This is a genomic window from Cellulomonas phragmiteti (assembly GCF_016862775.1).
Lineage (GTDB): Bacteria > Actinomycetota > Actinomycetes > Actinomycetales > Cellulomonadaceae > Cellulomonas > Cellulomonas phragmiteti.
In genome coordinates, this window is the sequence record NZ_BONP01000006.1 from 117834 (window position 1) to 130445 (window position 12612).

At 78.1% G+C, this 12612-nt stretch carries 12 protein-coding genes; 7 read left to right on the forward strand and 5 right to left on the reverse strand.

The window, feature by feature from the left end:
* The 3 genes from Cph01nite_RS07075 to Cph01nite_RS07085 all read left to right on the forward strand — a co-directional run bounded on the left by Cph01nite_RS07075 (window position 1) and on the right by Cph01nite_RS07085 (window position 5639).
* Window positions 1-330, forward strand: a complete 330-nt coding sequence (locus tag Cph01nite_RS07075; RefSeq protein WP_275407388.1) for a WhiB family transcriptional regulator — start codon at window positions 1-3, stop codon at window positions 328-330.
* A gap of 84 nt (window positions 331-414) precedes the next feature.
* A complete protein-coding gene (locus tag Cph01nite_RS07080) occupies window positions 415-4068 on the forward strand; it encodes a glycosyltransferase (protein WP_203672650.1) in 3654 nt (1217 codons plus the stop codon).
* On the forward strand, window positions 4065-5639 hold the full coding sequence (locus tag Cph01nite_RS07085; protein WP_203672652.1) for a DUF5719 family protein: 1575 nt from the start codon (window positions 4065-4067) through the stop codon (window positions 5637-5639). The genes Cph01nite_RS07080 and Cph01nite_RS07085 overlap by 4 nt, the downstream gene beginning before the upstream one ends.
* Window positions 5640-5663: 24 nt before the next feature.
* Here the strand turns inward: Cph01nite_RS07085 and Cph01nite_RS07090 are convergent, their stop codons facing one another.
* Together Cph01nite_RS07090 and Cph01nite_RS07095 are read right to left on the reverse strand one after the other, a co-directional pair.
* On the reverse strand, window positions 5664-6572 hold the full coding sequence (locus tag Cph01nite_RS07090) for a glycosyltransferase family 2 protein (RefSeq protein ID WP_203672656.1): 909 nt from the start codon (window positions 6570-6572) through the stop codon (window positions 5664-5666).
* 25 nt (window positions 6573-6597) lie between these two features.
* A complete protein-coding gene (locus tag Cph01nite_RS07095) occupies window positions 6598-7119 on the reverse strand; it encodes a metallopeptidase family protein (RefSeq protein ID WP_308439423.1) in 522 nt (173 codons plus the stop codon).
* 97 nt (window positions 7120-7216) lie between these two features.
* Between Cph01nite_RS07095 and Cph01nite_RS07100 the strand changes: the two genes are divergently transcribed.
* Genes Cph01nite_RS07100 through Cph01nite_RS07110 form a run of 3 tightly spaced genes read left to right on the forward strand, consistent with a single transcriptional unit; the run spans window position 7217 to window position 8121 of the window.
* Window positions 7217-7606: a DUF3499 domain-containing protein gene (locus Cph01nite_RS07100; RefSeq protein ID WP_203672657.1), complete on the forward strand. Its 390-nt coding sequence runs from the start codon at window positions 7217-7219 to the stop codon at window positions 7604-7606.
* Complete coding sequence (locus tag Cph01nite_RS07105) at window positions 7603-7857, forward strand: hypothetical protein (protein ID WP_203672658.1); 255 nt, start codon at window positions 7603-7605, stop codon at window positions 7855-7857. Before Cph01nite_RS07100 ends, Cph01nite_RS07105 begins: the two co-directional genes overlap by 4 nt.
* 54 nt (window positions 7858-7911) lie before the next feature.
* Window positions 7912-8121 (forward strand): Trm112 family protein, encoded by a 210-nt coding sequence (locus Cph01nite_RS07110; RefSeq protein ID WP_203672660.1) that lies wholly within the window; start codon window positions 7912-7914, stop codon window positions 8119-8121.
* 25 nt (window positions 8122-8146) lie between these two features.
* Here Cph01nite_RS07110 and Cph01nite_RS07115 read toward each other — a convergent pair whose 3' ends face one another.
* Window positions 8147-8995 (reverse strand): RDD family protein, encoded by an 849-nt coding sequence (locus tag Cph01nite_RS07115; RefSeq protein ID WP_203672662.1) that lies wholly within the window; start codon window positions 8993-8995, stop codon window positions 8147-8149.
* A gap of 75 nt (window positions 8996-9070) precedes the next feature.
* Between Cph01nite_RS07115 and Cph01nite_RS07120 the strand changes: the two genes are divergently transcribed.
* Window positions 9071-10060, forward strand: a complete 990-nt coding sequence (locus tag Cph01nite_RS07120; RefSeq protein ID WP_203672664.1) for a stage II sporulation protein M — start codon at window positions 9071-9073, stop codon at window positions 10058-10060.
* A gap of 19 nt (window positions 10061-10079) precedes the next feature.
* Here Cph01nite_RS07120 and Cph01nite_RS07125 read toward each other — a convergent pair whose 3' ends face one another.
* Both Cph01nite_RS07125 and Cph01nite_RS07130 read right to left on the reverse strand, forming a co-directional pair.
* A complete protein-coding gene (locus tag Cph01nite_RS07125; protein WP_203672672.1) occupies window positions 10080-11249 on the reverse strand; it encodes a winged helix DNA-binding domain-containing protein in 1170 nt (389 codons plus the stop codon).
* Window positions 11250-11293: 44 nt separating this feature from the next.
* On the reverse strand, window positions 11294-12610 hold the full coding sequence (locus tag Cph01nite_RS07130) for a DUF58 domain-containing protein (protein ID WP_203672674.1): 1317 nt from the start codon (window positions 12608-12610) through the stop codon (window positions 11294-11296).
* Window positions 12611-12612: the final 2 nt, after the last annotated feature.

The following is a 12612-nucleotide window of genomic DNA, read 5'->3' on the forward strand; positions in this document are numbered from 1 at the left end:
ATGTGGCACCTGCTCGACGACGAGAGCTTCCCCAACGACGTCGCCACACCCGCACCCGTCCAGGCCGCGTCCAACGTGCTGCCGATCTTCGGCACCCCCGACGACGACGGCCCCATGGGGTGGCAGGAGCGCGCGCTGTGCGCCCAGACCGACCCCGAGGCCTTCTTCCCGGAGAAGGGCGGCTCGACCCGGGAGGCCAAGAAGGTCTGCACGCAGTGCGACGTGCGCTCCGAGTGCCTCGAGTACGCGCTGGAGAACGACGAGCGCTTCGGGATCTGGGGCGGGCTGTCCGAGCGCGAGCGGCGCAAGCTGAAGCGACGCGTGGTCTGACGGTGCTCGCTGCGTCGCCGCGGCGCGCCACGACCGGGCGGCCTGCCGCTCGTCGTGGCCCCACGACGGCATGATGGCGCGAGCATGACTGAGACGCTGTCCCCCGTGGACCCCATCACGACCGCCGCGGTACCGGTGACGACGCCGGTGACCGCGGTCGTGGTGACGCGCGGTGCCACGACGTACCTCCCGGTGACGCTGCGGGCGCTCGCCGAGCAGTCCCGGCGTCCGCTGCGCGTCCTCGTCGTCGACGTCGCGCCGGACGACGAGCACGTCGGTGCCCTGCTCGACGCGGCGTTCGTCGGCGTCTCCGCCCCCACGCCGCGGCTGTCGACGGTCCGCGTGCCGCAGGCCCGCACGTTCGGTGAGGCGGTGCGGGCCGGTCTGGAGATCCTCGCGCAGGCCCTCGACGAGCGTCCGACGCCGTGGCTGTGGCTCCTGCACGACGACAGCGCGCCGGCACCCGCGGCGCTCGCGCGCCTCGTGCGCACCGTCTCGAACGCGCCGTCCGTCGCGGTCGCCGGGTGCAAGCAGCGCACGTGGACCGACCCCGAACGGCTGCTCGAGGTCGGGGTCCGCACGACGCGCTCGGGCCGCCGCATGACGGACGTGGAGCCGGGCGAGCTGGACCAGGGCCAGCACGACGGCCGCACGGACGTGCTCGGTGTCGGTCTGGCCGGTGCGCTCGTGCGGCGCGACGTGTGGGACGCCCTCGGCGGCACCGATCCCGCGCTGGGCCCCTACGGCGACGGGCTCGACCTGTCGCGCCGGGCGCGGCTGGCCGGTCACCGGGTGGTCGTGGTGCCGACCGCGGTCGTGCGGCACGCCCAGGCGGCGTACCACGGCCTGCGCCCCGCCCGCGGGGGCGCGGCCCGCGCGGACCGGGTACCCGGACGTGAGGTGGACCTCGACGGTGACGGCGAGCCCGACACCGCCGACCCCACCCGCTCCTTCGCGGGCCGCCGGCGCTCGCTGCTGCACCAGCGGCTCGTCGGTGCCCCCCTGCCCTTCGTGCCCGTGGTCGTGGCGCTCACCGTCGTCGCCGCGGTGCTGCGCAGCCTGGGCCAGGTCGCCGCCAAGCACCCGCAGCTCGCGGTCGCGGAGCTGCGGGTGGCGCTGGTGGTGCTCCTGCGCCCGCGCGACGTCGTGCGGTCCCGGCGCACGGCGCGCGCCACGCGCGTCCTGTCCCGGCGCACGCTGCGCCCGCTGCAGGCCACGTGGCGCGACGTGTGGCGCCAGTCCCGCGACCGCAGGCTCGCACGCCTCGAGGCCCGGCGGGTGGTCCGCGCGCCCAGCGAGCTCGAGCTGCGGGAGCTGGCGGGCGTCGCGACACGGCGCCGCGTCACGCTGGCCGTGCTCGTGGGTGCGCTCGCGCTGCTGTCCGTCACGGCCGTGGGACGGCTCGTGGGACCGGTCGCCGCCGGCGCCCCGCTGGTGGGGGACGCCCTTGCCCGGACGACCACCGACTGGCAGGACCTGTGGGCGGCGGCCACGTCCGGCTGGGTCGCGGGCGGACTCGGTGCACCGGGCCCGGCCGATCCGTTCCTCGTCGTCCTGGCCGCGCTCGCGCTGCCGGTCGGCGGGTCGCCGGGTGCGGCCGTCGGCGTCCTCGTCCTCGGCGGCGTGGTCGTCGCGGGTGCGGGCGCGTGGGCCGCCGCGGGCGCGGCCACGCGCTCCGCGGGCGTGCGCGCGTGGGCGGCGGTGGTCTGGGCGACCGCGCCCGCGCTGCTGCTCGCGATCGGCGACGGGCGGGTCGGCGCCGTCGTCGCGCACGCCGCCCTGCCGTGGGTCGCCCTGGGTCTCGCGCGCGCCGTCGGGGTCCAGCGCGTCGACCAGGTGCAGTCCGCGGTCGCGACAGCGCGCCGCGACGACGGTGCCCCCGACGCGGACGCCGCGGCGGAGGAGCGCGCCGCCCAGGCGGCGGCACGCGCCGCCGGCCGGCGGTGGATCGATGCGGCCGTCGTCGACGGCTCCGGTCCGGTGCCCGCGGACGACGCCGACGGCGAGATCGACGTCGTGACACCGGTGCGCGGGGTGCCGGCCGTCGCCGCCGTCCCGTCGCCGCGTGCGCCGGTCTCCGGTGTCGTGCCGGTGGCGTCGACCCGTGCCACGGTCGCGCAGGTGCCGCAGGACGTGCCGGCGCTCGTCGGCGCACCCGACCCGACGGGCTCCGTCGCGGCGGCCGCCGGTGCGGCCCTCGCGCTCGCGGTGGCGGTGGCGGCGGCCCCGGTGCTGCTCGTCCCCGCGGTCGTGCTGCTCGCGGTCGTCGCGTGCGCCGTGCCCCGCTCCCGGGTGCGTGTCGTCGGCGTCCTGGTCCCCGCCCTGGTCCTGCTCGCACCCCTGCTCGCGGAGGCCGGGGTCCGCGGCGTCGCCGGGGTGCGCCTGCTCCTGGCCGACCCCGGACCGACCGCGGCGGTGCCGCCGGCGCCCGCGCTCGCGCGCGTCCTCGGGGTGCCCGCCGACCCGTCGGCGCTCGTCCCCGACGTGCTCCCCGACGCGCTCGCGGCGGCCTGGCCGTACCTGACGGGTGCCGTGCTCCTGGCGCTCGCGGCCGCGGCGCTGCTCCGGGGGCGCAGCGTCGCCCGCGGAGTGCGCGTGTGCTGGGCGGTCGCCGCCGCCGGGGTCGCGTCCGGGGCCGCGGTGGCGGTCCTGCCCGCGTCGGTGACCTCGGACGCGGTCGTCCCCGCGTGGACCGGTGCCACCGTCTCGCTGACGACCCTCGGGCTCCTCGGGGCCGCGGTCCTCGGCAGCGACCGCCTCACCGCCACGCTCGCCGAGCGCTCCTTCGGCTGGCGGCAGCCCGTGGTGGCGCTCGCCACCGCGGTCGCCGTGGCCGCCGTCACGACCGCGACCGTCGGGTGGGCGTGGACCGCCCGCACGGGCGACGCCGTCCCGCTGCGGGCCTCGGCCACCCCCGTCGTGCCCGTCGTGGGCCAGCAGGGAGCCGGCTCCGCGGCCTCGTCGCGGGTGCTCGCGCTCGGCGTCGGGGCCGACGGCGCGGTCGACTGGTCCCTGCTGCGCGCCGACGGCGACCAGCTGGTCGACCACGCCGCGAGCGTCGCCACGCGCACCCTGCGCGGCACGCTCTCCGCCCCGCTGCCCGAGGGGCCGGACGCCGCGAGCGACGAGGTCGGTGCGCTCGCCGCCCGTCTCGTGCAGGGCGCCGCCGGCGACGTCGCGCCCGACCTCACGGCGCTCGGGGTCGGCGACCTGCTCGTGCCCGCGGCGGGCGACGACGCACCGGCGAGCCGCGACGCCCGCGCCCGCCTCGTCGGGGTCCTCGACGCGACCGCGGGGCTCGAGCGCGTCACCCACGAGGGATCCGGCACGCTGTGGCGCGTCCGCGCCGCGCAGGACGGGCCGGACGCGTCCTGGGCCCGCGTGCTGGCGGACGGCGCGGACCCGGGCGCCGCCGACGTGGCGGCTGCTGACGCGTCGGCCGTCGCGGCCGACCGCCGCACCGTCGACACGGTCGTGCCGGCGGGTGACGGCCCCCGCGTGCTCGTGCTCGCGGAGCGTGCCGACGCCGGCTGGCAGGCCCGGCTCGACGGCCGCCGCCTCGCGCCGGTGGACGCCGGGTGGCGGCAGGCGTTCGAGCTGGGTCCGGACGGCGGCGCGCTCGAGGTGCGGTACGTCGTGCCCTACCGGACCGCCTGGCTCGCCGCCCTGGGGCTGACCACGCTCGTGACGGTGCTGCTGGCCGTCCCGCTGCGGCGCCGGCGGGGGGTGCGGACGTGACCGGACCGACGAGTCCCACGGCGACGCCCGCAGCGCCGGCGCGCGAGCGGGTCGTGGCGCGCGTGCTGCGTGCCGCGTCCGGGCTGCTGGTGCTCGGCCTGACCGGAGGTGCCCTCGCGGGTGCCGCGCACCTCGGTGCCGCCGACCCGGTCCCGCGGCCCGCGGCCGAGGTGGACGTCGCACCGACCCCGGCGACCCTGCAGTGCCCGGGACCCGTGCTGCTGTCGCAGCGGACCGAGCGGGGCGACGCAGCCTTCGACCCGGCACCGGTGGCTCCCGAGGTGGGCCTCGACGCGGTCACCACCCCGGGATCGGGCTCGCTCGCGGTCCTGCCCCTCGGCGGCGCCGACGCCGTGGGCGACCTGGCGGCGGGGGGCGGTGCCCTGCACCTCGACGGTGTCGCCGCGCCCCTCGTGGTCCGCGCGCAACCGCAGGACGCACCGCCGGTCGTCGCGGCCACCAGCACGTCGGTCGTCTCCGCCGGCGACGCCCGCGGCCTGGCGGCGGCGTCGTGCCGCGCGCCCGCGAGCGACGACTGGTTCGTCGGGGGGTCGACGGCCGTCGGGGCGACCGCGACCCTCGTGCTCGCCAACCCCGGCCTGACGGCCGCCCAGGTCGAGCTCGAGCTCTTCGGTCCCAACGGGCGGGTCGAGCCGACCACGACGCAGCACGTCGTCGCCCCCGGGGCCACCAAGACCGTCGACCTGGGCGGCGCCGCGGCCGACCAGGCCGCGCTGGTCGTGCACGTCACGGTCACCGGCGGCATGGTGTCCGCCCACGTGCAGGACACGGCCGTGCGCGGGTTCACGCCCGCGGGCACGGACCTCGTCGTGCCCGGCGCGCCGCCGGCGACACGCCAGGTGGTCACGGGCCTCGTCGCGGCGGAGTCCGAGGTCGGCGGCCCGGACGCGCCCATGCTGCGTCTGCTGGCACCCGGCGACGCGAGCACCACCGCGAGCCTCGTGCTCCTCGGCGCCGACGGCCCGGTGGACCTGCCGGGCGCGCAGCGCGTGCCGCTCACCGCCGGCGAGGTCACCGACGTCCCGCTCGGGGGGCTGCCGGCCGGTGCCTACACCGTCGTCGTCGACGCGGACGTGCCCGTCGTCGCCGGTGGCGTGGTGTCCGCGACGGGGGCACCCGGCGTGCTCGACGACGCCCCGCGGGTCGAGCGGGCGTGGTCCCCGGCCACCGTGGTGGGGGAGCACGGGACCGTCGCCCTGCCGCGGGACGTGCAGGCGCGCGTCGTCGTCGGTGCCGTCGGCGGGTCGGCGGACGAGGACGGCGAGGGGTCCGCGACGCTGCGTGTGCTGGGCCGCGACGGGCGCGTGCTGTCCGAGCACCGGGTGCGGGTCGACGCGGGCACGACCGGGGCGTGGGACGTCGCGGACCTCGCGCCCGACGCCGCCGCCGTGGAGCTGGAGCCGGACGGCGGTGTCCCGCTCGCGTGGGCCGTCGCGCTGACGGTGCAGCAGGAGGACGGCCCCCTGCTCGCGACGCTGAACCCGGTGACGGTGCCGCGCACGTCGCCCGCCCTCGCGGTCCGGGAGGACGCGCGGCTCGCCCGCGGCTGACACCACGCGGGAGCCGGCCGGGGCTCAGCCGGCGGCGTCGCGCATCTGCAGCCGCTCGCGCACCCCGAGGCCGGTGCGCAGGGCCCAGCGCACCGGCGCCTGGTACCAGCGGCCGTACCGCCGCTCGAGGTACTGGCGTGCGCTGGCGTGGTGCGCACGGATCATCGGCGCGGGCCGCTCGCGCCACGACGTGCCGCCCACGTGCGTGACACGCACGTCCGGCACGTAGAGGTTCTCCCACCCGGCGCGGCCGAGGCGCTCGCCCAGGTCCACGTCCTCGAAGAACATGAAGTACGACTCGTCGAAGCCGCCGACCTGCTCGAACGCCTCGCGTCGCAGCAGCAGGCACGCGCCGGACAGCCAGCCGGCCTCGCGCAGGTAGCCGCCGGTCGACTCCTGCCGTGCGTGGTAGGCGCGCGTCCACGGGTTGCCGGGCCAGATGCGCGCGAACAGCGCGTGGCCGGCGCCCTGCCGCAGCGACGGCAGGGCCCGCGCCGACGGGTAGGTGGTGCCGTCCGTGTTGAGCAGCATCGGGCCCAGGGCGCCGGCGCTCGGCTGCTCGTCCCCGGCGGCGACGAGCCGCTCGAGCGCGCCGGGCGTCCACTCGATGTCCGAGTTCGCCACGACGATCCAGGGCGTCCGAGCCCCCGCGGCCCCGAAGTTGGCGGCGGCGCCGTAGCCGACGTTGGTGCCGGGCACCACGAGGCGTCCCCCGACCCGGTCGACGACGGTCCGGGCGACGTCGTGGTCGGTGCCGTTGTCGACGACGACGAGCTCGACCGGCGCGCTCGACGCTGTGGCCAGGGTCGTCGTGAAGCGGTCGAGCTCGTCGCCCGGGTGGTACACGACGCAGACGACCCGCACGAGCGGGGCAGCCGTGTCACGCGCGGGGGTGCGCACGTCGACCGGCTCGGGGGAGGGGGGCGTGGTCATCGACGGTCACCTTAGTGCGCGCACGTCAGTGCCCGTCGTCGTAGCCCGGGTCGACCTCCTCCGGGCTACGGCCGAGGAGGTGCGCGACCTGCTCGACGACGACGTCGCGCACGAGGTCCGCCAGGTCCGCGGGGTCGGACGCGCGCGCCTCCACGGGCCGTCGGTACACGACGACGCGGTGCGGCAGGCCGGCGTCGGCGGGGAAGTAGCGGCCCAGCGGGACACCGCCGTGCTCCCACGGGGCGGGGTTGGACGGGGGGACGTCCTCGACCGCGAACTCCGCACCGTCGATCTGGCGCGCCCACCGCCGCTCCAGGTCCTCGACGGCGTCGAGGACGAGCTCGTCGAAGCGCTCGGCACGGGTCCGGTAGCCGGGCGTGCTCATCGGCAGGACGGGGCCGCGCAGGCCGCGCCCACGACGGTCGCGCCGGCGCACGGGGGCCGCCGCGACGACCGGCGGCGCGACGCCCGTGGAGCGGCGCCGCAGCGCGGGCGTGCGGCCGCCCTCACCGGGTGCGGACGGGCGACGGGGGCCGAGCGGACTCACCCCGTCACTGTAGCCACGGGCCCCGCCGGCGCGCGCGCGTCCGACACGCGGCACGTGCGCGTGACGCCCGACGGGCAGTCAGGGGTACCGTCTGCTCGTGAGATCCGTCCGGCAGTGCTCGCGCACGGCGTGCCCGCACGCTGCGGTCGCGACGCTCACCTACGTCTACGCCGACTCGACGGCCGTGCTGGGCCCGCTCGCGCAGCTCGCCGAGCCGCACTCCTACGACCTGTGCGTCGAGCACGCCGACCGGCTGACGGCACCGCGCGGGTGGGAGGTCGTGCGGCTGCTGCCCGACCTGCAGGCCGCGGCACCGAGCCACGACGACCTCGTGGCGCTCGCCGAGGCGGTGCGGGAGGCCGGACGGCGCCGTGCGCCCGAGCCGGCGCCGACGCTGGCGCCCGTGAGCACCCCGGCGGCCGAGACGTCGCGCCGGCGCGGCCACCTGCGGGTCGTGCCCGGGTCGGCCCAGGGCGAGCAGCCGTGAGCGCCCCGCGCGACCGGCGGCCCCCGGCGGACGAGCCCCTCGGCTCGATCACCCGGCCCGTGGTCGACGACTCCGCGACCGCGCCGGCGTGCTACGCGTGCGGCGCACGGGACCTGACCCGGCTGCGCCTCGCGCTGCCGGACGGGCGACCCGCCGTGTTCGCGTCCTGCCCGGACTGCGAGGCGACCGCGTGGTTCGTCGTCGACGGCGACGGCACCGCCCTCGGCCCCGACGGTGCCCCGCGCCGCTGACGCACCCCGGCCGGCCCCTCGCGGCCGCAGGACCACCCCGACCCTGGAGATCGCATGACGTCGACCGACCGCCCCGCGACCGACCTCGAGCCGTGGGCGCGCGCCCTGCTGCGGTGCCCCGTCTCGGGCGCCGAGCTCGTCGACGGCGTGGCCGCGGACGGGTCGCCCGTCCTCGTCTCGACCGATCCGGAGCGTCCGCTGCAGTACCCGGTCGTCGACGGCATCCCGGTGCTGCTCGTGGACGAGGCGCGCCCGGCCTCCTGAGCGGGTGACGGGCCGCCGCGCGCGGTCAGACGTCCGGGTCGGGCACGCCGTGCGGCAGCCGTCGCAGCAGCACGGCCTCGACCTGCTCGCGGCGGACGCGCTCCAGCTCGACGACCGTCTCGCGGCGACCTCGCTCGGCCAGCACCGCGGACAGGAACGCCTCCGGGTGGGTGCCGGCCGGTGGGGGCGGGCTCACGTACGGGCGCAGGTCGGCGGCGAGACGGGTGCCGAGCTCCGCCCGCGAGCCGGGGTGCAGGAGCGCGGCCCGCCCGAGGAACTGCCGGACCGCGAGCGCGAGCCCGTCCGGCAGCCGTGCCACGTCGGCGTGCGCCGCCCAGCCGGCCAGCTGCGGCGGCATGACGGCCGAGGTGCGGACCGGCGCGGCGGCGCGCACCCGCGAGCCGTACGTGCCCGCCAGGACGTCACCGACGCGCTTGCCCCGGGGGTGGGCGATCGAGCAGATCACCGCGACGGACCCGAGCGAGAGCCACAGCTCGCCGACCCCGGTCAGGGCCCGCACGAAGGCCTGGCGGAAGGTGATCGCGCCGCCGTCGTCCCGGACGATCCGCACGCCCGCCGCCAGCTTGCCGAGCGACCGGCCGCGCGTGAGGGTCTCGACCGTCGTCGGCAGCACGACCGTGATCGTGACGAGCGTCACGATCGCCAGGATGCGGCTCGTGTACTCGTCGAGGCGGATCGCCAGGTTGTCGGCGACGACCAGGGCCACCACGCCGAGGACGAGCAGCACGAGCACGTCGAGGATCGCGGCCAGGAGCCGCGAGGCCACCGACGCCGGCCGGGTGTCCAGTACGACGCCCTCGCCGATCACGACGCCGTCCTGCAGCTGCGTGGGACGTGGGGTCGCGGCGGTCACCCGCGCAGACTATCCGGCGTCGCACGGACACGGTCGGACGTCGGCGCAGGGCGCGGACGGTGGCAGGCTGGGGGCGTGGACCTCGATGCCTACACCCGCGCGCGGACCCCGACGTGGCAGCGTCTCGACGAGCTCGCACGTCGCCGCGACCTCACCGGCGCCGAGGCCGACGAGCTCGTCGCGCTGTACCAGGCGACCGCCACCGACCTGTCGGCGGTGCGGTCGGCGGCACCCGACCCCGAGACCGTGGCGCGGTTGTCGCAGGTGCTGGTCCGTGCGCGCAGCCGGCTGTCCGGGACGCACGCCCCGTCGTGGTCCGAGGTCACGTCCTTCGTCGTGCTGCGCCTGCCCGCGGCGCTCTACCGGATCCGCTGGTGGACGGTCGCGGTCATGGCGGCGTTCCTGGCGGTCGGCGTCGCGACGGGCGTGCTCGTGGCGACGTCCCCGGAGGCGCTCGCGCTCATGGGGACGCCCAGCGAGCAGCAGCAGTACGTCGAGCACGCCTTCGAGGAGTACTACGCCCCCGGCGCCGGGTTCGCCGCGATGGTCTGGACCAACAACGCGTGGATCGCGGCGATGTGCGTAGGGACGGGCATCACGGGGTTCCTGCCGGTCTACGTGCTGTTCACCAACGCGGTGGGCGTCGGCGCCGCCGGCGGTCTCATGGCGTCGCACGGCCGGCTGGACGTGTTCCTCCAGCTCATCGCCCCGCACGGGCTGCTGGAGCTCACCGCGATCTTCGTGGCGGGAGCCGCGGGGCTCCGGGTGTTCTGGACGTGGGTCGACCCCGGGGGCCGGACCCGCGGACGCGCCCTCGCGCAGGAGGGACGCGCGCTCTTCACGGTCGCGATCGGCCTGGTCGGGGTGCTCGCCGTCTCCGGCCTCGTGGAGGGCTTCGTCACCGGGTCCGCGCTGCCGTGGCCCGTCAAGGTCGCCGTGGGCGTCGTCGTCCTCGCTGCGTTCTGGGTGTACGTGCTGGTACTGGGCCGGCGGGCCGTGGCCGCGGGCCACACCGGCGACCTCGACGCCGACCGCGCGGGGTACACGGTGGCGACCGCCGGGTGAGGACGCCGCCGGTCCGCGGTCAGTCCGCGAGCCGGACCACGTGCGCGTCCGCGTCGTCGGCGACGAACCGCACCGCCGGCTCCGCCGCGGCGAGCACGTCGCGCCGCTGCGCCGCCGACAGGGGCTCGAGCGGTGTCAGGGTCAGCGTCGCCGTGCCGCGGCGGCCGGCCCGGCCGGTTCCCGTGCGTGCGCGGTCGACCGCCCACGTGGCGCGCACGCGCCCGTCGACGAGGACGACGGCGGGCAGCCGGCCGTTGCGCGTCTGCAGGCGGCGGCGGTGCTCGTCGTCGATGACGCGGGTGCGCTGGGCGTGGGCCAGCCAGAGGTTGTCGAAGTCCGGCAGGAGGCGCACCGGCGCGGGCACCTCGGGGTCGGGGCGCGGCGCGTCCGGCAGGTCGAGCAGCACCCGCGGGCGGCCACCGGGGCGGACCGGCGCCGCTGGCACCTCGACGAGCCGGTCGCGGAGCCCGGCGACGACGTCGCGCAGGCCGGTCAGACCCGACCAGGCCTGCACGTCCGCCACGCTCGCCGGACCGAACGCGCCGAGGTAGCGCAGCACGAGGCGCTCGAGGGCCCGCCGCCGGTCGTCGTCGCACGGGAGAACCTCGTCCTCGCGGACCGCACCTGGGACCCAGGCGTCGAGCAGCGTCCACGCTGTGGCGGCCGGCCGTCGCCACAGACCGCGCGGGGTCACCTGGACCAGGGGCAGCAGCGCACGTGCGAACGCCGACAGGTCCTGCGGGTGCGCCGCCGGCCACTCCTGGGCGAGCAGCGCCCCGAGGTCGGTCGTCAGGCGGGGCCCCGCGCGCAGGTGCGCCGCCGCCAGGCTCGTGAGGCGGTCGACGTCCACGGCCGCCAGGGACGCCCGCCGCCGCTCGTTGGCGGCCGGCTCGCGGGCGAGGACCGGTCGGGTCAGGGCCGCGAGCACCGGGGCGTCGCGCGCCGTCACCAGGTGCACGGTCGAACGCATCACCGCGATCCGCACGACGGTGCGGTCCGTCAGCGCCGCGTCGAGGTCACCCGTCGTGAAGCCGGCGACCCGGCTCCACAGCCCCAGGAACGGCGACCACGGGTGCTGCGCCTGCAGCCCGACGAGGTGCTCGAGCACGGTCGGCACGTCGTCGCGGGTGCGTGCGAGCAGGTGCTGGCGCGCCAGCAGGGCACGGTTGAGGGCGCGGTCGTCCAGCACGTCCCGACCGTAGACCCCGGCACCGACACCACGGGCCCGCGCCCCTACAGGCGTCCGGCGGCCTTCAGCGCGAGGTACGTGTCGGCGAGCCGTGGCGCGAGCTCGTCGGGGGTGGCCTCGACCACCTCGACCCCCCGCTGCCGCAGCCGCATGCCGACCGCGGCCCGCTCGAGCGACGTGCGCTCCGCGGCGGCGGCGTCGAACACCTCGTCGACGGTCCGCCGCGACGCGCGCAGCTGCTCCAGCTCGGGGTCGGCGACCGACGCCAGGACGACCTGGTGGCGCCGCGTCAGCCCACCGACGACGTCGAGCAGGCCCTGCTCCACGGACGCGGGGTCCAGCGACGTCAGCAGGACCACGAGCGCCCGCCGGCTCAGGCGCGAGCGCACCTGCCCCACGAGCCCCGGCCAGTCCGTCTCCACGAGGGCGGGCTGGACGCCGGCCAGGGCCTCCGCCAGCGCCGGGAGCACGCGGGAGGAGTGGGAGTCGGCGGCGCGGGCGCGCACGCGACGGTCGTAGGCGAGCAGCTCGACGCGGTCGCCCGCGTGCGCGGCGAGCACCCCGAGGAGCAGCGCCGCCTCGACCGACGCCTCGAGCCGCGTCCCGTCGAGCACGCGCGCCGCGCTCGTGCGGGAGGTGTCGACCACGAGCATGACGTGGCGGTCCCGCTCGGGGCGCCACGTGCGCACGACGACCTCGCGCCGGCGGGCGGTCGCGCGCCAGTCGATCGACCGGACGTCGTCACCGTCGACGTACTCGCGCAGCGAGTCGAACTCGGTGCCGGCGCCCCGCACCTGGACCGCGGCGCGTCCGTCGAGCTCACGCAGGCGCGCGAGGCGCGACGGCAGGTGCCGGCGGGAGGCGAACTCGGGCAGGACCCGCAGCCGCCCCGGCACGTCGAGCGACGCCTGCCGCCCGGCGACCCCCAGCGGGCCGAGCGTGCGGACCGTCACGCGGTCCGCCACGGCGTCACCCCGCCGGGTCGGCACCAGCCGCGTGGTGACGCGCCGCAGCTCGCCGGGGGGCACGTCGACCCGGTGGCGCGGCGTGCGGACGCCCGCGGGGTCGTCCCCGCCCGGCAGCGTCGACGGCGGCCACGCGTCGCGGACCACCGCGCGCGCCGTGCGGCGTCCCGCGTTGCGCAGCGTGAGCACGGCGTCGACCGTGCCGGACAGGCGCACCGAGGTCGGCAGGCGCCGTGCGACGGCCAGCTCGCGCGGCGAGGCCGCCAGTGCGACGTCGACGCCGCACAGGACCACCACGACGAGCGCCCACACCAGCACGGTCAGGGGAGCGGGCAGCAGGGCCACCGGCACGAGGCCGGCGAGCGCGACCAGCACCGCGCGGGACGTCAGCGCCACGG

What these genes read in the sequence shown, in the direction of transcription:
- Cph01nite_RS07110 (WP_203672660.1), top strand. Translation starts at nt 7,912, where the DNA reads ATGACGTCGACCGACCGCCCCGCGACCGACCTCGAGCCGTGGGCGCGC.
- Cph01nite_RS07090 (WP_203672656.1), bottom strand. Translation starts at nt 6,572, where the DNA reads ATGACCACGCCCCCCTCCCCCGAGCCGGTCGACGTGCGCACCCCCGCG.
- Cph01nite_RS07075 (WP_275407388.1), top strand. Translation starts at nt 1, where the DNA reads ATGTGGCACCTGCTCGACGACGAGAGCTTCCCCAACGACGTCGCCACA.
- Cph01nite_RS07080 (WP_203672650.1), top strand. Translation starts at nt 415, where the DNA reads ATGACTGAGACGCTGTCCCCCGTGGACCCCATCACGACCGCCGCGGTA.